Source organism: Bacteroides luti (assembly GCF_900128905.1).
Taxonomy (GTDB): domain Bacteria; phylum Bacteroidota; class Bacteroidia; order Bacteroidales; family Bacteroidaceae; genus Bacteroides; species Bacteroides luti.
Genome location: NZ_FQTV01000023.1, coordinates 21,194 through 44,602, shown reverse-complemented (window position 1 = coordinate 44,602; position 23,409 = coordinate 21,194). Strand labels below are relative to the sequence as shown.

Sequence of the window (23,409 nt, the reverse complement as noted above, 5' to 3'; positions counted from 1 at the left end):
ATTAATAAGTTTCATTAATTTCCAATCTTAACAGTTGGGATATTTGTTGAGATCATTTCTTTTAAATAACTTATTCTATAATTTTCAAGAGTCTGAAAAAATGGCGTAATATCATCTCCATAACCTCTTTTTGAATAAGCATAAACAATTAACGCTTTTCCTCTATTAGGAACTTCAATTTGCTTATATCGATATAGATTAAATTCAACAACTGTCATCTTGTCATCTTTGCTTTCACCAAGCAAAAAGTCTACAAGATATTCTTTTCCATCTGGACTTTTAGTTACTTGATAATTACATATAGGATCAGTATTCTTCCTTGCAATCAACTCATTTATTTTTTGATTTACTGCACCCTCTGTACTAATATCAGTGATAAAAAGATGTATAGTCAGCATCTGATTAAAATGCTCAGAGTTCTCACCTTTAGGCAAATACTCCTGAATTAAATAATTATCATTGGGCTTTGCAGACCATGACAATTTATAGTCTGTTTTATTAAATTCTAAGTTTTCTTTTACTCCAAGTCTATCTATCGGATTTTGAGCCATAGATGATAAAGACAGAAATAATGCAAAAAGTATTGTTAATAGTTTCTTCATATTGTAGGTTTTTAATTTACAGCTTTAGACATATTCATTTGTTAATAACAATTATTATTCACTAAAATTTAGCTGATTATCATTTAACAAAGTATCTACTTTTCTCAACTTATTATAATATCTATTCCGTTGTTTAAACATCTTATCAAAGTAATCAATTTTTAAATCTCGGTAATCGAAAATAACGGGTGATTTACCAGAACGTTGAATACGCCCAATATATTGCACTAACTTACCTTCAAAGGCAAAAGGATAAACAATAAATAGACATTCTAATGAACTGACATCTATACCCTCTCCAAAATATTGACCAGTTGAGATTATAATCTGAAAGTGACCTTGTTCTATTTGTTCCAACTTACTCTTACGACTTCTCTCAGAGTCATCCCCTGATATAGCTATAGTCTCATACCGCTCTTTAAGATACAAATTTAGAATATTAACATGAGATTTTCTTTCGGTGAGTACTAATATAGACTTGAACCTAGATATATTTTCCTCAATATCCTTTATTATCATTGCATTTCTTACTGTATCATAAATCAAGACTTGTGAGATTGTTTCATAATTGTCTATTTTATAATCATAAGGAACATATAGATCCGTTTCTTTGATATTTATCTCAGCTTTACTTTCTTGTACAACCATCAACTCTTTTAGTGTCATCTCATAGATAATGTTACCAATATAGACGTAGATTAGTTTTTCGTCATTGTTTTTTCGTTTTGGTGTAGCAGTCAATCCATATAGATAAAAGCAATTTAATTTTGTTATAACCTCGCGAAATGACTTAGCAGGAATATGATGACATTCATCAACTATAATCATTCCAAAACGGTTACTTAATTCAGACAAGTCACCTCTTGTTAAAGATTGTATCATTGCTACAGTAACTTCCTGGCCTATTTTAAACTTCTGATTCCCTATTTGCCCAATTTTATTCTTTGGTATAGATAGAAAATTTTGTATTCTATCTATCCATTGGTCAAAAAGTTGCTTCCGATGAACCAATATCAAAGTCGGTTGTTTCTTTTGAACAATTAGCTCCAATGCAATAATTGTTTTACCCGAACCAGCTGGTGAAACGATAACGCCAAAATCCTTAACCTTCGTTCGTTCTAAAACCTCTTCTTGATGAGGTAACAACTTTATTTTTGAATGCAAATCAACATCAGACAGTTTGCATCGTTCATCAATAATTTTCATTGGAACATTCTCTGCTTTGCAAAACTGAACAAGTGCCGAAACAAACCCTCTAGGTATAATAATTTCTTCTGGAGTCTCTTCTATAAGCTTAAAATATTTTTCTATATTATATGCAATTTTACCTAAGCGTTTCTTTACAAAATAGTCTGAATTTAGAATATTAAGATTATCACGAAGAAACTCAATAAGTTTCCGATTAAGCTGTATCTTTTTAAGATGTACTTGGCTGTTTATTACTATCTCTAACTCAAAATTAATATGGGGAGAATAACTTGATGAAAAGTATTCTTTTTGACATCCTGATAATTGAAGATAAAGTGAATCAATTTTCTGTTTGGAAATCTTTTGAACAGCATGTAAATACGCCCACTGATCAGTTACAGGAGTAAAATTTTCAGGATTGAGAAAGCAAGAATTTCCCTTTTCTAAAGAGCTTCCCTGCATTGGTAATGCAATGAGATTACCTATGGCTTTACCCGAATGTGTATCTTGATTAGGGAATAATCTATCAAAACTGGGTTCTTTTTCAAATTTTGAGACAATATCAGCTTGCAATAGTAACTCAAACATTATCTTTCTACTCTGAAAAGCAGGGATATTCTCCTCAAAAAATAGCCAAAGATGCCCACCATTTCCCGATCTCGAACGTTCAATTACAGCTGGCAATCCACTTTTCATACAAACATCATACAATCGTTTAATAGCCTTCTTCCAGTCATCTTCATCAAAATCAGCAGCAATAAAAAATGATGTATTATCTACTAATAGTGGATAAAGTCCAATTGTAGACTTACCCAATAAATGTTCATTAATAACAGCATCATTAATCGGCTGATATTCTTTTTTGGTATAGTTTGCAAATTTTCCACCATTGGATTTGTACCGGTTATAATCATCCCAATCAATTTTATATGCAGGCATATATCCACTTCGTCCATCTTTTTCCCAGCGTACCGCATATACATCTTCACGTCCTCTAAAGAGCGACTTATATAGATCAATATTTATTTGTGATGGACTCATTAATACTTTTCAAATTCATTGTAGTTATTCACCTCAAAACAAGGCGACTAATGCATGTTAAATAGTTATTTTTCTATTCACTATATTTGCATATATATAATAAATGTCGCATCTTTGCAGTGCTCATCTAAAATTAGAAGGAGTTTCGGGGCTCGGTTTATCTAGATATAAATCGAGCCCTGCTTTTTTAAACAATGGTATCTAATTTCTTATTCATTTTCTTTTTTATTTGTTTTTCAGCATAAGGTTTATTTAAATAGTATGCAGTCAATAAATAGTAAGATGTCCGATTACGTTGAGGTTCTAAGACTATTATATATTTCTCAAAATTGTCATAAATATAGGTTCTTACAATATTTTCTCTTTTCTTTTCATCGCGTTCCTCAACACTAAAAACAAAAATATTATCAGGCAAACGTTCTTCAATATGAAACCGAATCCAATGTAATCTTGAAGAACGGTCTTTCTCAAAAACTCTCCTTGAATATTTTCTGCCATCTTTATCGACATCTTCTACATTTTCGCAAGTAAGATGAGTAAACTCTCTATCCATATCAATCTGACCATCAGATTTAATAGGATATATTTGCTTACCTCGAAACCTAAAAGAAGGATTATCTTGTATATCCCTAGTATAAATACTCTTTAAAACATTTATTCTGCTGGCAGGATCTAAAAAAAGTATTTCTAGCAGTTCTGGATATTTCTTCAATATATCTAGTGACATTGATTTATCATTTTAATGCAATAAAAAATAAATTAAACTTCTTTGCACACTTTAGCGTAGTTTGGTTTAGTGGAAGTTTAGTATGCTTTTGAATAATATCGACAATCTTCAGTTTTCCAACATTCTTTCCCTCAAGTGTTTGCTTTTCTATTCGTAAATGATAATTAATAGCACCCATCAATACATCTGCAATCTGTAAAAAATGACTTTCATACGATTTTATAAATTGGAAATTTCGGATTGAAGCATTCCATTTTAGTATCTCCTGCAATTTGTGTAATTTACCTTGACTGCAAGTATCCTTTATATCAAAATATATATTGTAAGTACTTTCCATATCCATTTTATGATGCAAAAGCTGAAAATACATTCGATAGTAAAAATCATTAAAGGTATATTCCGGACGATTGTTATCTATTTGAGACTTATCGACAATTACAGCTCTAAAATTCATATCAGTCATAAAGAAATAATCTACAATTTCTTTATAAAGTGGAAAAGTTTTTTCCGAAATAGATGTCCATTTCAATTCATATTCATTACCGTAGCCATGTCTTTGCTTGATACACTTGATCTGTTCTTTAGCAAGTTTTATTTGGTTGTATGCAATACTTACATATGCATAAACCATATACGGCTGCCTATCATGCTCTAGATAGGTACTTTCATCGCAATAAACATTAAAAGTCTTATTACTCATAATTTAGGTATTTCTCTAACTTTCATTATCAACTCAAGTCCTAGTGCATCGGCTATTTTTCTAAGAGTATCGATAGATGGATTACCATTACCTTTTTCTATAGCTTTTATGGTCCGAAGACTAACACCGGAAATATCTGCCAGGTCTTGCTGAGTAATATTGAGCAAGACTCGTCTGTCTTTTATAATATCGTAGAAATCCATAAGTGCATTATTTTGCCCATTTAAATATTATATTAAATATAAGACCCAAAAGTGCAATATCCTGCATATTACTCTTTTGCCAGCAAAACAAGCTTGTTTAAAGTCTTCCAATTGCGAACGGTTACTGCCGCATCAAGTTTCTGAACATTATTGGCAAGCTTAGATTTACTAATGCTATTGCGAAATAAAAGATACACGTTTCTACCTATAATCCGATAATCATCGCTATCACTTCTATATGCGTTAAGATATTCTGTTTTCTCTTTTTGGAGAGCTGTAGACAACAACGCTACATACAAGCATTCTTTGTCTGACAAAGATTCAGCTTCCGAAATTTCATTCTTTGAGAAAGGACAATCAAGGATTATATCTTCTAACTCAGCCAAAGTTCTCAACACCACCTTTACCGGAAACCCCAAAGCCGACTCAATGTTATCTTCTATTTTAGATTGAAGAACAGCTTCTTCTTCATTGGATTTGAATATAACATTACCGCTCTGAATATACGTCTGCACTTCACAAAGTCCAATTGAATCAAAGACTTTCTTCAGCTCAGTCATCTTTATGATATTCTTTCCGCCTACATTAATACCTCTAAGCAATGCAATGTAAATATTCATATTTATTTCTAAATCATAAATGATATTCTCCATCAATCTTAACAACAGCATTACCACCAAAAAGGACTTTGCCATCTTTGGTATTAAGCTTCACAATATTAAAGAGATCTTTTTCTCCATTCTGTTCTATTGATACAGGCTGACCGTTCCACATCTCATGCTTCAGCATATAATATCCCATTGCTGAATTTCCTGAACCTGTTGCGGGATCTTCAAGATAGCCAAACTTCGGAGCAAAGACACGGGTTCTTATTTTATTTGATTTGTCAGCTACGTCGTTGGTGAAAACGAGTATTATATCTATATCGTTATTGAGGCAGAATTCTTTCAGCTTTGGCTCATCCGGATGCAGAGCAAGGATATTATCCAAATTCACAATCGGAACTATCAGTGTTCTTAAGCCTGCATCTATCAACATAACAGGGTGTTGCTGATCAATACTTTCAACAGCAGCCTGAAGATTCGTGGCTATATCTGCCAACGAAGGTTTTACTTCAAGATATTCAGGATTGGGAGCTGTGATAAATACGGCATCGAGTGACTGAAGTTCGTTATATACCGCCAAATCTCCTTTATTGGTTTTAATTGTAATTTCTTTAACCAGTTGCAGCTCTTTATTACTTTTTACCAGATTATACATACAGGCAATAGTTCCATGTCCGCAGAATTCAACTTCACACTCGGAAGAATAGTAACGTAATCTGTATGCATTTTCGGCAAGCGGACTGCAATAAACCACTTCGGACACAAATCCTTTGTGATCTTTTGCTATGCTTAGCATTTCTTCTTCTGTTAATTGCTGATCTTTATTGAGGAACAGACAGGCGGCAGGATTCCCTTTCGACTTTCCGCTTGTAAATGCATCTAGTTTTATATAAACGAATTTATTCTTAGCATCAGTTTCAGAGGCTGCAAACGGCTGTTCTGGTTTAGTCTTATTAACTGTAGTTGTTTTCTTCTTACCGTATTTATTAGCTTTTTCCCATGCTGCCTTTCTTGCCTGATATTGCTCGTACTGATTTTCTAAATAATTATCTGCCATAAACTTTTTACTTTCTTATAAGATGTAATACGTTTCTATTCATCCTCATCTGTATTTGTGGTACATTTATACGTATTATTTTCTACATTTAAGATGTTATCCTTTATCCGTTTCAAGACCCTATTCAGTTCACTCTTGGTAGGGATATCTTCAAAGAAAATATCTTCTAATTCTGAATTATTACATTTAAGTAACTGCTTAATTAGTTTCTTAGATGACTCTATATATTCTTCTTCATCTTCGCAGTTATATGATAAAAGTCCAAATTGTAATGTCAGATCATGATGGAAGTTTTCTGCTTCGAATATAATTGCTTCATAAGCTTCATCGGTTAAATCGTCTGTATCCATATAATCTCTTTCTAAATTGATTCCATTTTATCAATCCAACTATTGAATCGAGGACATTTTTCTCTTATCTTATTAAGGCCAAGATCCGACGCAAGACAAGCACCATATACAACTTTTAAATAACCGGGAATTAATATTTCTAATCTTTTCGATGGAGCAGTAGCGGCACCATTGTTTATTTCTTCTGGATTACTAAATCGATTAATAATACTTTCTAGTTCTACAAAATTAGCTTCTTTAGGTTCAAAATTATTTCTAAAGATATCTATATCGCAGAACAGTAAACCTTCAAACTCATGTAACTGTATGTAAGGGATAAAACGTTGACGAATTTCGGGAGATAAATCACTACGCATTGCCTCTTCCAAAAAGTCGAGTCGATCACTTTTATCTACGATACTTTTAGCTTCCTGCCAACGAGGATAATTATACGAATCCTTTATTCCATAATAATCAAACAATGTAGTAACATAAGCTGTAGAATCATGTTTAAGATGTGCTTCTATCTGCTTCTTCAAATTCCCCCAGGCAACAATACCTCCATTAGTAGACTTGATTGTCGGTGTTTCTATTAAAATGTCCTTTGAAATAAAATAATTAAGCAATACATCATTGCAAAATTCCTGTTCGGTGGGGCCTTCGTTTATTATTATAATCCTTTTCATTGCGGCTGCCCCCCTTTTATAATGTTTTGCTTCCACAAATCGCCCAAAGAATAGTCCTCCAACCACTGAGAGAGATCAGTGCTTGATAAACGTTGCAATGTTGTTTCTCCATTATTCTGATTTACGGTTATTACATCGTCTGGTTCAAACAAGCTTACCAGATCAGTGCTTTGTGTAGCAATAATTACCTGAGTACCTTTTGCAGCAACAGATTTTATCATGCCGGCAAGTTTTTGTATCGCTAATGGATGAAGTCCTAGTTCCGGCTCATCAATAATTATAGAACCTGGTAAAACAGGTTGCAGAAAGAGTGTAGCCAAAGCTATAAAGCGTAATGTTCCGTCCGACAAATCTGTTGGACCGTAAATTGTAGAACTGTACTTATCCTGCCATTGCAGACGAACAGTATCAGAAGCTCCCGGATAAAAATAAAAGTCAGAGAAGTAAGGAGCTATGCTCTGAATCATTCTCAGAATACGGTTATAAACAATTGGATGTTTATCTTGAATACTCCACAAATAAGCAGCCAAATTATCCCCTTTTTCATAAAGAAAATAAATATCGTTACGTATATTACTGTCTTTTGTAAAAGGGGAATTTTTTCCTGTATCGTGAAAATGGTATTTCTTTATATCTGTCAGGTACTTTTTAATATAATCACCTCTTGACATGCCGGAATAAGACTTAATATTTGCTTCACTCTTCAATTTATTAATATAAATCCCTCCCTTATTATACCAAATTGATTCATTGAGAAAAACAAAATAATCATCTCCTTTTTTCAGATCAAATGAATAAGCATTCTGTTTAAAATAGATCTTTGCATTAATTTCTTCTGTAATTTTACTTCCTTTATGAAGCATTTTTTCAACACCGCTATTCAAGGCTACATACTCCTGAAGTTTTTGCTCGTAAAGTCGATTTAGGAACTCAAAAAAAGATAAAAAATTACTCTTTCCAGAACCATTAGAACCAATAAGTACATTAATATTGCGGAGTTCAATATCTAGTTCTTTGAAAGATTTATACCCTTTAATTACTATTCTATCCATTATCTTTTTTTTTCGAAGTTGATTCTGCAAAACAAATATAGAATATTTTATTGTATATAAACAAAAAAAGTGCAATATTCTACATATCACACTCTCTTCTAATTATTATTTGTTCTAACTAATAAATAATAAATCATTTAATTTTATACTGCAAAATAAGCTCATAAAAAGCTATTACCAAATACCTACTTATAATGATATTTCACCAAAGAATACTAATAATTAAGAGGGGGGGTATAGGTCTTTAATATATAAAGAAGCAGACCTTCTAACGAAAAATAAAAGGCTGGCGAATGCTTTATTTTCTCTTGTACAAAACAAAGAGATCTTCTGTACAAAAGAATTAATTGTTTTGTACAGAAGAATGCATTCTTTTGTACAAGGATTTAATAATTTAAATAGTCAGTTCAAAATAAGTCCTACACATTTTACTGTGCGTATGGAGATTGAAGAGTCAGCTGACAGATAAGTACGTAGTTTTTTGATAAATACATCCAGGCTACGTGATGTATAAAAATCACTTGTTCCCCAAATGTTTTCAAGAATATCGTCTCGTTTTACAATCTCTCCCCTGTTTTCGCAGAGCAGTTGAAGAATCTGTGCTTCGCGGGCGGTAAGGTTCCACGATTGCGAATCGAACTGTAATACTAACCGTTCTGCATCAAAATGATAATTCCCTAATGTGAATATATTTTTTTCGTTTCTAGATCTTACGCCATTCTTAAGTTTCAGTAGCGCCTGAATATGTGCATCAAGCTCTTCGGGAAGAAAAGGTTTCTTTATATAATTATTCACGCCGGAATGATAACCGATAGTAACATCCTTTGGTGAACCTTTGGCAGTAGCAAAAACAATAGGAGTATCACCATCTGTTTCACGAATTATTTGTACCATTTCATTTCCATCCATCAATGGCATTTCAACGTCAGATACTATAATATCCGGTTTAAACTCCTTCCATGCTTTCAAACCCTCTTTACCATTTAGCACAGGCATAACATTATATCCTCCAATCATATCCTCAAGGCTTCCCTTAATAATATAATTCAGGTTTTCATCATCCTCAACCAGTAGAACTTTTATCATAATTCTTCTATTAATACCGGTAAACTGATAGTAAATTCACAAAAATCATTCTCAACACTGGATACCGAAACTGTGCCTCCATGCGCCTCAATCACCCGAAGCACATAACTCAGTCCAAGACCAAATCCTGCGGCTCCGCCTTTTCTACCAACGGCAGCTGCTCTTTCGAACTTTTCAAATATCTTTGCCTGATCTTTAGGAGCTATTCCAAGTCCATTATCTCTGACCTTAATTACAATCTTATCATCTGCTTTAAAGCAACTGATATCTATCTTCACCTCGTTATGAGAATACTTTATCGAGTTATCAATCAGGTTGCTGATAGCTTCCTTTAGATATTCATAGTCGGCAACCACAAAGGTTAGATCATCGGAAAAAGACAAATCAAAAGATATTTTCTTATGATGATTTATAGAGAACTTATTAACCAACGAACCGATCATTTCTTTTAAATCCACAATCTGTTTGTTTAGCTTCAATTCCCCCTGCTCCAGTTTGGCAATAGTTAATATACGGTTGGTCAAAGTAAGCAAATGATTGCTCTCGTCCATACAAATTTCAAAGTACTTCTCCTTCTTCTCCTTTTTGTCATCAAGCTTGCCGCTTCTTAACATATTAATCCCCATTAAAATAGTAGAAAGAGGAGTTTTCATATCATGAATCATTGCGTACGTAAAGTCCTGACGCAGCTGGGCTATTTTGTTCTGCCGAACAATTATTTTTATCTGGAAGAAAATGCAGTAACCAATTACTAATACCATTAAAACAGAACCTACAAGCATCAACGTCATCTGTTCAAAAATAACTTTATATGGAGAAATAACTAATACCTGAATTCCTTCAGTGTTTTTCTTATTTGTAGGAATTATAATAGACTTTAATGCACCTTTAAAAAGTTCTTCAGTATTCTTGCCGGTTGTTTGAATAACTTCACCAGTCTGCGGATTCACTTTATTCAGTATATATTTAACCTTAAGATGAGATTGCTCTAACGATTTAGAGAACAAACTATCCAGGCTGGAAATTACCAAAGGTCTATTTAACTTCACAAGAGATTCCTGCAAATCAACATAATTAGGAAGAAACGACGTGCTTTCTCCCGAAATTGTGTCCGAACTAATAAAAGCCCCCTTCGGCATAGATTGCAAAGCAATGCTAAGCCTTGCAAAAACCTCTTTTTGATTTGATTCTGAAAGGCAGATATTTATTTTATTCTCTATTTGGCCACTTACAAAGCGATATGCATTATAGAGCCACAATCCTTGCAGTAATAAAATAAATAAAATGGCTATTGCCGTTATAAACTTTGCGTAATTGCTATTCATATTCTCCAAATATACTGCAAAAATAACAATAAGATTAGATTGGATAACAATTTAATAACATTCTTTTTTTTTATGATTCTATACTTTTGCCCACATCAGATTTATAAAAATAAAAAACACAAAATGATAACAGAGCTTACAGTCGAAGAGATGGCCAGCATAGAAGGCGGAGAGTATATTATTATTTATCGTTTAGGCCCCAATGGAGAAATTATTATGGAACGAAAAAATATCTAGTTTATATTTCCATATAAAATACATTTTATTGTTTTTTGTCATCCAAAGATTTATATTATTCAACTGGTTAGGTAGTATAAATGAATTGCTTAAGGACTGTATTAATTCAGTCTTTAAGCAATATTTTTTTATCTGTAACACTACTAACCGCAACATAACAAATCCATTATTCTAAAAGAAACAATTTAAAGAATGCTATTACCATCTGAATTTATTGAAAACAGCATTGAAGCTTATACTTATAATCATTCAACCACATCCCAAAAGATTTATTGGGTAGTGCTTTTAGCTATAACACTGGCTTTAATCTCACTTCCATTTATTTATGTTGATATATCAATACAAGGTAATGGAATAATAAGACCTATAGCAGAAAAAACTGAAATAAAAGCTCCTGTTACAGAACTGGTTGACTCTGTATATGCATACGAAGGAAAAAAACTCAGAAAAGGAGATATTATTCTCCGCTTTAGAATGAGTAACTCAGAGTATAAGATTCTCTATCAACGCCACCGTATTGATGATTATAAAACACATTTAGCCGATTTAAAATTCCTGGCAAAAGGTAAGCAGCCTCCAACTTTCCATTCCCCTGCCCGACAACAAGAATATAACTATTATATAAAACGAGAAAAGGAACTTGGAACATCCTTAGATAAGGCTGAGAAAGATTTAAAACGCAACAAATTACTATTCACCAAAAAAGTAATTTCTGAAGAAGATTATGATAAATCTTTCTATCAATACGAAACTCAGAAAAATGAACTGGCATCGCTAAAAGAAAACCAACTGAGCGTATGGCAAACAGACTTAAATAACTATCAGAATCTGGAAAGCGAGATGAATGCCTCTTTTAAACAAGAACTAAAGAACAAAGAGTTATATGTAGTAAAAAGTCCGGTAAATGGAACTCTTGATCAATTTTCAGGTATATATAAAAACAGTAGCGTGCAAGCAGGCCAGTCACTAGCAGTAGTTAGTCCGGATTCAACTCTCTATTTCGAAGTATACGTAAATCCACGAAACATAGGATACCTTAGTGTAGGAATGCCCGTAAATTTTCAGATTGAATCTTTCGATTACAATGAATGGGGAACAGTTGCCGGGAATATAACAGAGATATCATCTGATTTTTTAACGGAAAACCAAAGCAAGGATTCATTCTATAAAGTTAAATGTAGTATGAAAAGAAACTACTTACAGCTTAAAAACGGGCAGAAAGGGAAGCTAAAAAAAGGGATGACAGTAAGCGCTCATTTTATGATAAACAAACGGTCTTTATTTAGTCTTCTGTATCAAAAAATAGACGAATGTATTAATCCCTCACAATTTAAAGTAACACAGCATTAAATGAATCCAGTATATGTATAGTAAAAAAGGCGTTAAGATAAAACAGCATGATGCAACAGATTGCGGGGCAGCATGCATTGCTTCGATAAGTGCACATTATGGATTAAGATATCCAATTTCAAGAATCAGACAATATGCATTTACCAGTAAAAAAGGAACAAACATTCTTGGATTAGTAGAAGCTGCTAACCGTTTAGGATTTAAAGCAAAAGGTGTTAGGGCAAATGATGAATCATTAAAGATAATTCCCAAACCGGCTATTGCACATATTATTGTAAAAGAGACGCTTCAGCACTTTGTAGTAATTTGCAAGGTTACTAAGAAGAGCATTACTATTATGGATCCTTCCGATGGACAATTACATAAAATAAACCGGGAAGCTTTTTTAAAGGAATGGTCAGGGGTACTTGTTTTAATGGAACCCGAAGATAACTTTAAAACCGGAAACCTGAAGCAAAGCATAGCCAGCAAATTTTTGTCCTTGCTGATACCACACAAAAGCATGATGTTTCAAGCTGTATTTGGTGCATTCATTTATAGTATTCTAGGATTATCAACAGCATTGTATGTAGGAAAAATAACCGATTATGTACTTGTGGACAAGAATGTAAACCTGCTAAACCTGATGGGAATTATTATGCTTCTCATCGCAGTTCTGCGTACATTTATTGGTTCGATGAAAAGTATTCTGGCCCTAAAAACAGGACAACGCATTGATGCCGCATTAATTCTTGGATATTATAAGCACATATTAACCCTTCCGCAGCAATTCTTTGATACGATGAGAGTAGGTGAAATAATTTCGCGGGTAAATGATGCGGTAAAGATTCGCAATTTTATCAATAAGGTTTCGCTTGATTTAGTTGTGAATGTTATGATCTTATTTTTCTCTGCCTGCCTTATGTTTTTATATTCATGGAAACTAGCAGTAGTAACCCTGCTATCAGCTCCTCTCTTTTTTGTAGTTTATTGGAGTTTCAACCGACTGAACAGAAAATACCAACGAAAAATTATGGAAAGTGGAGCCGAACTGGAAACACAATTGGTTGAGTCATTAAACTCAATATCAACAATCAAGCGCTTTGGAATTGAGGAATATGCTAATATAAATACCGAAAATCGTTTTGTTCATCTTCTGAGGAATACTTATAGAAGTATATATGGATCAATTCTTACTCAAGGGGGAATTCAGTTTATTTCCACCGGTATTACAATTGCAGTATTGTGGATAGGAAGTAATCTGGTTATTAAACAAGAGCTTACTCCCGGCACATTAATGGTTTTTTATTCGCTGATAGGATATTTATTATCACCCATCGACTCATTAATAAAATCGAATCAAACCATTCAGGATGCATTAATAGCAGCAGATCGTCTGTTCCAGATTATGGACCTGGAACAGGAAGAAAATAATGAAAAGATTGTTATTGAGCCGGAGATGATTGGAGATATAACATTCGAAAACGTTTCATTTCGCTATGGTAGTAGAAAACAAGTGTTCGAAGCACTCAATCTGAAAATAGAGAAAGGAAAGACTACAGCTGTTATTGGAGAAAGTGGTTCCGGCAAAACTACTCTGATATCTATCTTACAACATATTTATCCTATTCAGTCGGGAAATGTTCGTATTGGTAGCTACGATATTAGCCAGATAAGCAATGATAGTCTGAGAAAAATAGTGGGAACTGTACCTCAGGAAATAGAACTTTTTGCAGGTACAATTATAGAAAATATTGCATTAGGTAATTTTCAGCCGGATATAAAAAAGATTGCTGATTTAATTGAACAACTTGGGCTAAAAGAATTTATAGAAAAACTTCCAAATGGTTATCTAACCTATATTGGAGAACATGGAGCTTCTCTCTCAGGTGGTGAAAGACAACGTATTGCTATTGCCCGGGCTCTATACAAAGAACCGGATATTCTTATATTTGATGAAGCAACGTCATCATTGGATTCTGTCTCTGAACGATATGTAAAGCAAACCTTAAATGCACTTGCACAGCAAGGAAAAACAATCATTGTAATTGCACATCGCTTAAGCACAGTTAGAAATGCAGATAAGATAGTAGTGCTTAACAAAGGAGGTGTTGTAGAAACCGGAACGCATAAAGAATTGTGTGAAATAAACGGAATCTATAGTAAACTTTGGAACGAACAATTTAACCAGATTGATTAGTTATTATTTATCATGGCTGAGATTAAGTACCCGACAGTGACTAATTTTTAAAGTACATTAGAATTATGAAATTATCAGAAAAGGCTCATTATTCATATAAATTTAAGAAAATAACTTCTTCCCCCCTATTTCTCAGAAGCGCCTTATTAGGAAGTGTTAATGGAGGAATTCTTTATATTATATATGCTATTTTATAAGATACTTTTGCATGTTATATAAAATAAGCACTGCCCATTTACACAATTATATGGACAGTGCCTGTTTTTTCCTGCAAATTTATTCGATTACCAACTTTCTTTCATCCTCTGCCCAGCAAAAGTCAAGAGCTGATTCGCGCTGAAGAGCAGCATCCACAATCTGATTAGCACTATCAATAATAATCTTTTTTATTGTTGTAGTACTAACGCCGGGAGTATATGGGAAATAAACAACACGTTTGTCCGGTTGAGATTTCATCCACTCCAACCCTTCCAGATATTTATGTTCCCAATCGTCTCCAATGGTCACAATATCAATTTTCTCCTCCCGAAGTTGAGCCACTTCGGTTAATTTCACTTGTTTCACTACTTTTGTCACACATTTTAAAGATTCAATAATCCTAAAACGCTGTTCAAAAGGTATAATGGGTTTCATCCCTTTGTATTTTTCAATAAGTTCATCCGTGCTAACGCCAACAATCAGTTCATCTCCCAACTCCGCCGACCGTTCTAATAAGTTTAAATGTCCTACATGAAATAAATCAAAACTACCTGAAGTAAATACCCTAACCATCTCTCTTTTATTTTAATTCAGTTTATAATTCTCTATTTCCTTTATTCGTGCAGCCAATTCATCCAAATCCTCTTTTGTTTGAACGCCTAAATGCGATACCCGGAAATAATGAGGAGTGCCTCCGGGCATAATATATATATCTTGTTTCAACAGTTCGTTGAACAATATATCTCCATTTTTGTGAACGAAAAATCCGGTAATGCAATTGGAAGGAACTTCGGCAGGTACTTCCCAACCATTCTTTTTACAAAGACTTCTGAAGTAATGCGCTTTGTTTCTTACTTCATCAACAATAGCATTAGCTCCCTTTTCAACATCCATTATTAAGCGGGCATGCAATTGCATAAAAAGTGTAGTGGCAGGACTGTAAGGAGTTTGTCCGCGTTCCAGATTCTTAAGGTTTTCCGCAAAATCAAAATAATAACCTTTACGGGCATAAGGCAGATTCTGAACACTCTCAGCAAGTACTATCAAAGATAATCCGGGAGCAATGTTCAACCCTTTCTGGCTACTTGTAATGCAGATATCTATTCCAAGCGCATCCATATCAAGAGGATCGGCCAGGAAAGAACTGATTACATCAACAACTAACGAAACATTATACTTATGACAGATATCTGAAATCTTTTTCAGATTAAACAACTGCCCTGTTGAGGTTTCATGATGCTGACATAAAAAGACATCCGGTTGAGATTCAATTATGGCACTTTCAAGTTTATCATAATCGATATCCTTGGCAAAAGGAACTTCAAAAATTTCGTTTGGGCAAGTATAATAATCGCATAAGCTTTTCCAGCGATGTCCGAATGATCCGCCTGATATAATGAATGCTTTCTTCTTCAGAGTTACAAAATTAGTAACTACAGCTTCCATTGCTCCCGTTCCGGACGCTGTATAAAAAATAACCTTTCCTCTTTTGCAGTTTATGAGCTGAAGCATCATCTGCTCAGACTCTTTTACTAATGCAGAAAAGGCAGCAGTACGCATATATGGTATCTGTCCGTTATTTATTTGCAATATTTCTTCCTCAATATTTCCAGGAAAAACGTATGATTTCATTTTTTATCGTTTAATTCGTCCAAATTCTTTAATACTGGTGTATCTCCTCCAAAGATTAAGCTTCCGTTTCTTTGGAACACCATGTCTGTTTATATAATCGGCAGTAGCATCTAGCATGCGCTTACATACATTTCCATCCAGATAAGGATCATAATTATTTTTAATCCACTGTCGTTTTTTTATTGCACCTTCATCATATAGAGCTGTTTCAAAAGCATCCGATAATTGATCGGGTTCAGTAATATTAGTCCAATAAATATCTTTTGAGATTGTACGCAAAGTAATGACCGGTCTATCCAGCAACAAAAACTCGTATATTGTGGATGACGTATCACTAATCATCACATCCGACATTAGTTGGTATTTTGTTACGTTAAAATCATCAATCCAAACAATATGTTCTTCGCTTTCTGCCAACTGTTTATATTCATCAATCCATTCTTGCTTTGTTAAAGGGTGGAATTTGAGTAATAATACAACATCCTTTTTGTGAACAAGATCTACAAGAGCTTCTTTAATGTGTGGCAAAGAAGTTAAAGAAGGCGAGAAGGTTGGAGCATACAACACAACTTGACTTTTTTTATGTTCGACCAGCAAGTCAGCCTTTTCAGTATCAAAACTATGCAAATGCTTTTTTATCCAGTCTTGCTTAGGCCATCCGGTTTCTACGACTTCAAAGTCTTTATATTTTTTAGCCAAAGTAGAGAAGCCTTTAGTAAAGAAGGGTCCCTGAGTGAAATAAGTATCAAAATATCTTCTTATCACCCAATGGTCTTTTTTCTCAGCGGCATATCCATGAAAAACCTGAATTTTTACTCCGGGAAGATAATAAGGAACAATATTTCCCGGAACAAAAGTCGCTTCCGGTGAAAAATCGTAGACTTCCTGTATATTATTGGTATATGGAACTTCCTCACTTAAAGGGAATAAAGGTATTTTTTTTTGATGTACATACCAGAGAATTTTATTATCCGGAGATTGTACTGCTTCTTGATAAATTGGATATAAAATATCAATAGCATATTTGTTTTCGCAAAATAGTATTATACGCATTTTTTTAAAGAACTAATCCTTGCTTTGAATCATTTATTTAAAACAAACGCAAAGTTACATAATTACTGCATAAAAAATAGCATTTTTTTTAATAACATTGTAATACAAAATATCTTTATGTATCTATGAGTTTCTTTATTGAATAGCAATAAACTATAGAACAACTACTTAAGATATAAAACAAAGGAATTATAATAAAAAGGCAAGCTAAAATAAAATATACTTTTAGCTTGCCTTTTTATTGCAAATACTTATCACAAACTTTTTACTCAACTACTTTTATGAGTCTTGATATACAAACATACAGCATTTCAAGGCGTTTACATTGGTATTATTTCATAGTAAACATTTCTGCAAATCTTTTTAAATGTGTTTTGTCCGTACCACAACATCCACCAACAATTTTAAGAGGAAAGTCTTTATGCAAAGCAAACATGCTATTGGCAAGCTCTATATCTGAAGAAGATTTTAAACAATTACATTCATTCAGTTCTTCCGGACTCAGGCTGGATGCATTTGCTTGTATACCCATAAATCGGGAACGAACCAACGGAGTATTATTATCAGCAACGGACAAGGCTTGATGCAGGTTATCAGGATGCACACAATTTACCGTATAGCATAAAGGATGCATTTTTGTACTTGCATCAATTACTTCTATTGCTTTATGAATTGATGTACCGTCGAGCAAAGTTCCATTCTTACGAATCATAAAGCTTATGATGTAAGGAAGTTCTGTTGTTTCCATTGCTTTAGCCATTCCAATAGCTTCCGGTAAAGCAGGCATTATTCCAGCAAAAAGATAGTCGGCCCCGGCTTTTTTGAATGCTTCCAAATGAGGTAGATGAAATTCTATTGCTTCATCTATAGACAAAGACTCCGAGGGGGCATAAGCATCTCCCCTACACCCTACCAAACCTCCAACATATACAGAAGTGGTATAACCCGATTTTAATTCAGAAAGGAACGTTACATTATCGGCTATAATATCTTTATCACTGAATGCAGAACGGAGAACTCTTTCTTTATTAACTCTACGAGTTGGTGTCATCAACATAATCGGTAACTGAAAAGCCTCAGCAATATCCAGATATTGTTTGTAGATATCGGCCAGCACCTCTCTGTATGTATCATTATAAATTAATCCGGCATGAACAATATGCTCATCCAAAGGTATATTATATTCACGACGTAACCGCTCAACTATAGCTCCTTCAGTTAATATTATGGGAGACTTATGAAACGTTGTTTCAAAAGAAATATTTTCCATTCTATGCATTGTATATTTCATCTGCAAATATATACAAACGTCACGACTATACTTTATTATTCAGTATATCTTTCAGAATTAGTTCTATACATCTTCCAATTAAAACTTTGCATAAAAAAGGGTGATCGAAAGATCACCCCCATAAAATAAAAGATTTTCAACTTTACAACTTTTTCTCAATGAATCAAACAATAACAAACATTAAACTATACTATTATTAAAATTTCTCTTCTGCACAAGCTAATTCCACAATCTTCTTATTGACTAGTGAATCCAAGCCTTTTAGCTTATTCCATACAAACAAGCTATGAACAAAAGCAATAACAAAAGCTATTGTCATCAAGGTTTTACTACCATTCCATCCAACAGTCTGCTGATACCACAAAACAACAGATACCAAAAGAAGTGCAATAATTATCCCAACGCTCCTTAAAGTCAGTAAATCTATACGAGTAGGTAATTTATCTTGTAACCTACTGTTCTTGAATCCATAAATAACATATACATCAAAGCCTATCACCATCCAAACAAGGAGACGAATCCATGTATCCGCCGGCAAAAATATCATCATAAATAGACATGTTGCTATACCTAAGACTGGAACTAAAGGCACCAAAGGAGTTTTAAAAGCACGAGGTGCATCAGGCATTTTCTTCCTCATTACCAGAATTCCGAAACAAACCAGAATAAAAGCTAAAAGAGTTCCGATACTAGTCATCTCGCCTGCCACTCGTGCTGGAACCAGAGCTGCAAGAGTTCCGCCAACAAACAACAATATAAGATTGCTTTTTATTGGTGTTCTGTAAACAGGGTGTATTTGTGAAAAGACTTTTGGCAACAAACCGTCTTTACTCATACTATAGAAAATTCTACTTTGACCTAATAACATAACAAGTATTACAGAAGAATAACCAGCCAGAATTGCAAGAACAATAGCTTTATTTAGCCATGGATAATCTGGATGAATAATACCCAAAGCGTCTGGCTTGCCCATGTGGTCAATAGCTATTGCTACGGGAGCAATGCCATCAAAACCTTTGAATGCTGTGTAGTTAACAACTCCGGTCATTACGTGTGCAAACAGAAAATAGAGTACTGTACAGATAAGTAAAGAAACCAATATACCAATAGGCATGTTTCTTTTGGGGTTCTTTGCTTCCTGAGCTGCCGTACTTACAGCATCAAAACCTATAAATGCAAAGAAAACAACGGCAGAAGCTCTGATAATTCCACTAAAACCATATTCTCCGAAGGTTCCATTATTAGCTGGAATATATGGTCTATAATTTGAGATATCAATGTATTTCCATCCTAAAACAATAAAGACAAGTACCACTGCTATTTTTAATAGCACAATTACAAAATTAACCCGTGCACTTCCCTCTATACCTTTAATCAAAAGCAAACTTGCCAGAATAATGATTATGGCTGCCGGAAGGTTTATTATTCCTCCATCCCAGGGACACAAGGTAAGTTCCGGTGGTAGATTAACACCTATACCCTCTAAGAACTTAATCAGATACCGACTCCAGCTAATACTTACAGTGACAGCTGCAATGGCATACTCAAGTACCAGGTCCCACCCTATAATCCAGGCAATAAATTCTCCCATAGTTGCATATGAATAAGTATAGGCACTACCAGCAACCGGAATCATGGAAGCAAATTCTGCATAGCACAATCCGGCAAAGCAGCATCCTAAGGATGCTACTATAAAAGAGATTGTGATAGCCGGACCTGCCTGATATGCAGCAGCACCTCCTGTAATAGAAAATAGACCTGCACCAATAATTGCTCCAATACCTAAAGCTACAAGTCTAGATGGTCCTAAAGACTTTTTTAAAGTATTGCTATCGGTTGCATTCGACTCGCTTAATAAACTACTTATTGATTTTCTTACAAATAAACTCATTCAGTCTTGTTATTTAATTTCATTTGACTATTTTTCAGATCTTTATTGCTTATTTCTTTACCCGATAATCTAATGCCGGAGCACGATTGCCTAATAAAGGTTCATAATGAAAATCAGAACCACGACGTTTGTTGAATTCTTGTTTTGCCTTTTCTACTAATTTAGAGTCACTGTATAACTCAATTGCAGATAATGAGAATACCTTAGCTGCATTGATAAGAGCTTTTGTTCCAATGGTTGACCCTCCAGCTGCAACATTTTGCCAGCTATGACCCGCACTTCCCGGAATAAATGCCGCTGTACCAAAACTAACTGTAGGAACAGTCCAGCTCACATCTCCCACATCAGAAGAGCCTCCACCTTGTGAAACTCGTTCTTCTTTAAGAGGTTCTACTCTTTGCACCCTTACTAAAACCGTATCAGCCTCATTTAGTCCTTTGGCTATTTCTTTTGCAAAAGTAGCTTCACGTTCGTTATATATTACCCCTCCTACTTTTTCCAGTTTATCCTGCACTAAGGTTGCCAATGTTTTATTATATAATCTTTCATAAAACCCTGAAATAATTTCAGACTTCACTGTAGTTTGAGTACCTAAAGCTGCACCTTGTGCCGCCTGATTAATCCATGTTGTTAAATCCTTTAGAGTTTCTCTTTTGGGACTACGGATATAATAGGATACTTTGGCATAAGCAGGTACTACATTAGGAGCCTCGCCACCATTGGTTATAACATAATGAATACGGGAAGAAGTTGGGACGTGTTCTCTTAACATATTAACCATGTAATCAAATGATTCTACTGCATCTAATGCTGAGCGTCCTTTGTCCGGACTTCCGGCAGCATGAGCTGCTTTTCCATAGAAATTATAATCTATCATCTGTATCGCAGTACCTGTATCTGTACTTACTCCGTTACCAGAAGAAGGATGCCAGTCGAGCACGACATCTACACCTTTAAAATTTCCCTCTCTAACCAGATACACTTTTCCTCCGCCTCCCTCTTCTGCAGGAGAACCAAATATTTTTATAGTGCCCGAATGTTTTGTTTGCTCAAGCCACTGCTTAACAGCAATTGCTCCTGCAACAGAGCCTACACCAAACACATTATGACCGCAACCATGACCGCTTCCTCCTTCTATCAAAGGCTTTTTATATGCCACCGTATCCTGTGATAAACCAGGTAAAGCGTCATACTCGGCCAAAATTCCAATCACTGGGCTTCCGCTACCATAACTTGCAACAAAAGCTGTTGGCATTCCGGCAACGCCAGCTTCAATTTTAAATCCGTTATCCTGTAATTGCTTCTGAAGCAATTCCGAACTTTCTTTTTCAATAAATCCTAATTCAGCTTTTCGCCATATACTTTTCTGTAATTGGTCATAAACAGGAAATGAATTATTCAGATAATCTATGGCAATATTGCTTTTGTTTGAAAAATGCCCTTTGTTCTGGGCAAAGCAGCCTAATCCAAAAGCTGTTGTAGCTAAAATAAATAATGCTAATTTCTTCATTGTAATATATATCTTTTATTCTACTAATAATCTTGATTCTTGCTTTAGGTGAGCTGTACACTATTCATATAAAGCATGTATAGTAAACCAATCTAGTAACTTGAATTTTGTTTCAAATCACTATCAGCTTGTATATCATTATACGGTATAGGGAATATCCATTTATCAGAATCGGTTACACCAAGTACTGTTCCGGCTCTTTTTGTACGTACCAAATCAAACCAGCGATGTGGTTCGAAAGGGAATTCAACGCGGCGTTCATTCTCAATTGCAAGAATTATTTCAGATTTGGAAAGTCCTGTTAATACTTTTATCTGAGCACGCAATCTCACAGCATTCAAATCACTCAAAGCTCCGGTAAGATCAGGTGTTGCTTTTTTAGCACGTGCCTCAGCTCTGATAAGATATTGCTCAGAAATACGCAGAATATATGCCGGATCATCCCCGGTTGTTCTCCAATACAGGTTTCCCACATAGAAATTCTTATTAATTGCAGTAGACTGATCTGAATAAAGAGCCTTTCGGGTTCCACCTGTTTCAGAACTCCCCAACAATGATACTATGCCTTCTGATGGAGCCCACTCATGACGTCCTCCATTAGCAGATGACAACCAATAATAACCATGAGTATTTTTATCGGAAGTAGTATAAAGCAGTTCAAAAATTGACTCTTTTGTCTGCTTATTACTAAAGAATGATGGATAGTCGACTAATTGATAATCGTTTATATCGGCTATTAATATAGAAGAATACTCTTCTGCTTTTTCCCAGTTTTCAGAATAAAGATAAACTCTGGCCAATAATGCACGTGCCGTATTCTTTGTAACTCGCGAACGATCAACTTTTTCTGGCAATAAAGAAAGTGCTGTCTGCAAATCTTTAATAACTTGTTGATAAACTTCGGCCTGAGTGCTTTGCTTTACTCCATCAAAATCATGCGCTGTAATTGTTCCTTTGGTAATAATAGGAATGTTTCCCCAGGTTCTTCCCAAATCGAATAAAGATAATGCCCTTATAAAGTAAGCCTCTCCAACAATTCTATTCTTATCTGTGTCAGTCAAAACCTGAGAAGACAATGCAGAAACCTTGTCTATTACCTGATTGGCAGCATTCAGAGTGGCATAAATTGCATACCATGCTGTATTTATGGTTGTGTTATCAGACTGGTATGAATGATTATTAAAAGCTCTGTAGTAATTCAGTGATCCCGTCCAGGTAACATCATTGCCAGCTAAATAAATAGCTGCAACAAATTCTCTACCATAATAGTTATCAGATTGTAACTTATCATAAGCTCCTGCCAAAGCAGCTTCTGCCGATTTTTTATCTACCACTGCTGATGCATCTGATACAGACTGCTCGGGCTCCAGATCAAGAATATTACTACATGAGCTAAACAGCAAAATGAAATTTAAGAGTAATATTTTATATGTATGTTTATAGAATTCTGTTGTTCTCATATTCTTT

General features: G+C 34.5%; 21 protein-coding genes. 2 read left to right on the top strand and 19 right to left on the bottom strand.

The genetic code is table 11. The features are described 5' to 3' along the window. Window positions 1-14: 14 nt before the first annotated feature. From BUC21_RS15510 to BUC21_RS15455, 12 genes are all read right to left on the bottom strand, one after another. Complete coding sequence (locus BUC21_RS15510; protein WP_139261478.1) at window positions 15-602, bottom strand: hypothetical protein; 588 nt, start codon at window positions 600-602, stop codon at window positions 15-17. Between the two features lie 54 nt (window positions 603-656). Further along, the gene (locus BUC21_RS15505; RefSeq protein ID WP_073404090.1) at window positions 657-2,831 is read right to left on the bottom strand and encodes a DEAD/DEAH box helicase; all 2,175 of its coding nucleotides are present in this window, start codon (window positions 2,829-2,831) and stop codon (window positions 657-659) included. A gap of 187 nt (window positions 2,832-3,018) precedes the next feature. Further along, complete coding sequence (locus tag BUC21_RS15500) at window positions 3,019-3,558, bottom strand: hypothetical protein (RefSeq protein ID WP_073404088.1); 540 nt, start codon at window positions 3,556-3,558, stop codon at window positions 3,019-3,021. A gap of 7 nt (window positions 3,559-3,565) precedes the next feature. Further along, complete coding sequence (locus BUC21_RS15495) at window positions 3,566-4,258, bottom strand: DUF3800 domain-containing protein (RefSeq protein ID WP_073404086.1); 693 nt, start codon at window positions 4,256-4,258, stop codon at window positions 3,566-3,568. Then, window positions 4,255-4,461, bottom strand: coding sequence for a helix-turn-helix transcriptional regulator (locus BUC21_RS15490; protein ID WP_073404084.1), 207 nt, complete (start codon window positions 4,459-4,461; stop codon window positions 4,255-4,257). The genes BUC21_RS15495 and BUC21_RS15490 overlap by 4 nt, the downstream gene beginning before the upstream one ends. Before the next feature lie 68 nt (window positions 4,462-4,529). After that, window positions 4,530-5,081 (bottom strand): DUF1697 domain-containing protein, encoded by a 552-nt coding sequence (locus BUC21_RS15485; RefSeq protein WP_073404110.1) that lies wholly within the window; start codon window positions 5,079-5,081, stop codon window positions 4,530-4,532. Window positions 5,082-5,094: 13 nt separating this feature from the next. Beyond that, a complete protein-coding gene (locus BUC21_RS15480) occupies window positions 5,095-6,123 on the bottom strand; it encodes a PhzF family phenazine biosynthesis protein (protein ID WP_083547731.1) in 1,029 nt (342 codons plus the stop codon). 35 nt (window positions 6,124-6,158) lie between these two features. After that, a complete protein-coding gene (locus tag BUC21_RS15475; protein ID WP_073404082.1) occupies window positions 6,159-6,473 on the bottom strand; it encodes a hypothetical protein in 315 nt (104 codons plus the stop codon). 11 nt (window positions 6,474-6,484) lie between these two features. Further along, window positions 6,485-7,138, bottom strand: a complete 654-nt coding sequence (locus BUC21_RS15470; RefSeq protein ID WP_073404080.1) for a DUF4276 family protein — start codon at window positions 7,136-7,138, stop codon at window positions 6,485-6,487. After that, window positions 7,135-8,190: an AAA family ATPase gene (locus BUC21_RS15465; protein ID WP_073404078.1), complete on the bottom strand. Its 1,056-nt coding sequence runs from the start codon at window positions 8,188-8,190 to the stop codon at window positions 7,135-7,137. The genes BUC21_RS15470 and BUC21_RS15465 overlap by 4 nt, the downstream gene beginning before the upstream one ends. A gap of 402 nt (window positions 8,191-8,592) precedes the next feature. After that, window positions 8,593-9,276, bottom strand: a complete 684-nt coding sequence (locus BUC21_RS15460) for a response regulator transcription factor (RefSeq protein ID WP_073404076.1) — start codon at window positions 9,274-9,276, stop codon at window positions 8,593-8,595. Further along, window positions 9,273-10,601, bottom strand: a complete 1,329-nt coding sequence (locus tag BUC21_RS15455) for a sensor histidine kinase (RefSeq protein WP_073404074.1) — start codon at window positions 10,599-10,601, stop codon at window positions 9,273-9,275. Before BUC21_RS15455 ends, BUC21_RS15460 begins: the two co-directional genes overlap by 4 nt. A gap of 429 nt (window positions 10,602-11,030) precedes the next feature. On the opposite strand from BUC21_RS15455, the gene BUC21_RS15450 reads away from it, so the two are divergent. Both BUC21_RS15450 and BUC21_RS15445 read left to right on the top strand, forming a co-directional pair. Then, window positions 11,031-12,188 carry an HlyD family secretion protein gene (locus tag BUC21_RS15450; protein ID WP_073404071.1) on the top strand — a complete coding sequence of 386 codons (1,158 nt, stop codon included), beginning with the start codon at window positions 11,031-11,033 and terminating at the stop codon, window positions 12,186-12,188. A gap of 13 nt (window positions 12,189-12,201) precedes the next feature. Further along, window positions 12,202-14,367, top strand: a complete 2,166-nt coding sequence (locus BUC21_RS15445) for a peptidase domain-containing ABC transporter (RefSeq protein WP_073404069.1) — start codon at window positions 12,202-12,204, stop codon at window positions 14,365-14,367. Between the two features lie 276 nt (window positions 14,368-14,643). Here the strand turns inward: BUC21_RS15445 and BUC21_RS15440 are convergent, their stop codons facing one another. The 7 genes from BUC21_RS15440 to BUC21_RS15410 form a co-directional block, all read right to left on the bottom strand. Beyond that, window positions 14,644-15,138 (bottom strand): FAD synthase family protein, encoded by a 495-nt coding sequence (locus BUC21_RS15440; RefSeq protein ID WP_073404067.1) that lies wholly within the window; start codon window positions 15,136-15,138, stop codon window positions 14,644-14,646. Window positions 15,139-15,150: 12 nt separating this feature from the next. Beyond that, window positions 15,151-16,197, bottom strand: coding sequence for a pyridoxal-phosphate-dependent aminotransferase family protein (locus BUC21_RS15435; RefSeq protein ID WP_073404065.1), 1,047 nt, complete (start codon window positions 16,195-16,197; stop codon window positions 15,151-15,153). A gap of 3 nt (window positions 16,198-16,200) precedes the next feature. Then, entirely contained in the window at window positions 16,201-17,250 is a 1,050-nt protein-coding gene (locus BUC21_RS15430; protein WP_073404063.1) for a CDP-glycerol glycerophosphotransferase family protein, read from the bottom strand. Between the two features lie 331 nt (window positions 17,251-17,581). Then, window positions 17,582-18,520: a homocysteine S-methyltransferase family protein gene (locus BUC21_RS15425; RefSeq protein ID WP_073404061.1), complete on the bottom strand. Its 939-nt coding sequence runs from the start codon at window positions 18,518-18,520 to the stop codon at window positions 17,582-17,584. A 217-nt stretch (window positions 18,521-18,737) separates the two neighbouring features. Further along, window positions 18,738-20,432 carry an amino acid permease gene (locus tag BUC21_RS15420; RefSeq protein WP_073404059.1) on the bottom strand — a complete coding sequence of 565 codons (1,695 nt, stop codon included), beginning with the start codon at window positions 20,430-20,432 and terminating at the stop codon, window positions 18,738-18,740. A gap of 49 nt (window positions 20,433-20,481) precedes the next feature. Beyond that, complete coding sequence (locus BUC21_RS15415; protein ID WP_073404057.1) at window positions 20,482-21,942, bottom strand: amidohydrolase; 1,461 nt, start codon at window positions 21,940-21,942, stop codon at window positions 20,482-20,484. Between the two features lie 92 nt (window positions 21,943-22,034). Continuing rightward, window positions 22,035-23,402: a RagB/SusD family nutrient uptake outer membrane protein gene (locus tag BUC21_RS15410; protein WP_073404055.1), complete on the bottom strand. Its 1,368-nt coding sequence runs from the start codon at window positions 23,400-23,402 to the stop codon at window positions 22,035-22,037. Window positions 23,403-23,409 lie beyond the last annotated feature (7 nt).

Coding starts and splice junctions, on each gene's coding strand:
- BUC21_RS15510 (WP_139261478.1), bottom strand. CDS start 602: ATGAAGAAACTATTAACAATACTTTTTGCATTATTTCTGTCTTTATCA.
- BUC21_RS15505 (WP_073404090.1), bottom strand. CDS start 2,831: ATGAGTCCATCACAAATAAATATTGATCTATATAAGTCGCTCTTTAGA.
- BUC21_RS15500 (WP_073404088.1), bottom strand. CDS start 3,558: ATGTCACTAGATATATTGAAGAAATATCCAGAACTGCTAGAAATACTT.
- BUC21_RS15495 (WP_073404086.1), bottom strand. CDS start 4,258: ATGAGTAATAAGACTTTTAATGTTTATTGCGATGAAAGTACCTATCTA.
- BUC21_RS15490 (WP_073404084.1), bottom strand. CDS start 4,461: ATGGATTTCTACGATATTATAAAAGACAGACGAGTCTTGCTCAATATT.
- BUC21_RS15485 (WP_073404110.1), bottom strand. CDS start 5,081: ATGAATATTTACATTGCATTGCTTAGAGGTATTAATGTAGGCGGAAAG.
- BUC21_RS15480 (WP_083547731.1), bottom strand. CDS start 6,123: ATGGCAGATAATTATTTAGAAAATCAGTACGAGCAATATCAGGCAAGA.
- BUC21_RS15475 (WP_073404082.1), bottom strand. CDS start 6,473: ATGGATACAGACGATTTAACCGATGAAGCTTATGAAGCAATTATATTC.
- BUC21_RS15470 (WP_073404080.1), bottom strand. CDS start 7,138: ATGAAAAGGATTATAATAATAAACGAAGGCCCCACCGAACAGGAATTT.
- BUC21_RS15465 (WP_073404078.1), bottom strand. CDS start 8,190: ATGGATAGAATAGTAATTAAAGGGTATAAATCTTTCAAAGAACTAGAT.
- BUC21_RS15460 (WP_073404076.1), bottom strand. CDS start 9,276: ATGATAAAAGTTCTACTGGTTGAGGATGATGAAAACCTGAATTATATT.
- BUC21_RS15455 (WP_073404074.1), bottom strand. CDS start 10,601: ATGAATAGCAATTACGCAAAGTTTATAACGGCAATAGCCATTTTATTT.
- BUC21_RS15450 (WP_073404071.1), top strand. CDS start 11,031: ATGCTATTACCATCTGAATTTATTGAAAACAGCATTGAAGCTTATACT.
- BUC21_RS15445 (WP_073404069.1), top strand. CDS start 12,202: ATGTATAGTAAAAAAGGCGTTAAGATAAAACAGCATGATGCAACAGAT.
- BUC21_RS15440 (WP_073404067.1), bottom strand. CDS start 15,138: ATGGTTAGGGTATTTACTTCAGGTAGTTTTGATTTATTTCATGTAGGA.
- BUC21_RS15435 (WP_073404065.1), bottom strand. CDS start 16,197: ATGAAATCATACGTTTTTCCTGGAAATATTGAGGAAGAAATATTGCAA.
- BUC21_RS15430 (WP_073404063.1), bottom strand. CDS start 17,250: ATGCGTATAATACTATTTTGCGAAAACAAATATGCTATTGATATTTTA.
- BUC21_RS15425 (WP_073404061.1), bottom strand. CDS start 18,520: ATGGAAAATATTTCTTTTGAAACAACGTTTCATAAGTCTCCCATAATA.
- BUC21_RS15420 (WP_073404059.1), bottom strand. CDS start 20,432: ATGAGTTTATTTGTAAGAAAATCAATAAGTAGTTTATTAAGCGAGTCG.
- BUC21_RS15415 (WP_073404057.1), bottom strand. CDS start 21,942: ATGAAGAAATTAGCATTATTTATTTTAGCTACAACAGCTTTTGGATTA.
- BUC21_RS15410 (WP_073404055.1), bottom strand. CDS start 23,402: ATGAGAACAACAGAATTCTATAAACATACATATAAAATATTACTCTTA.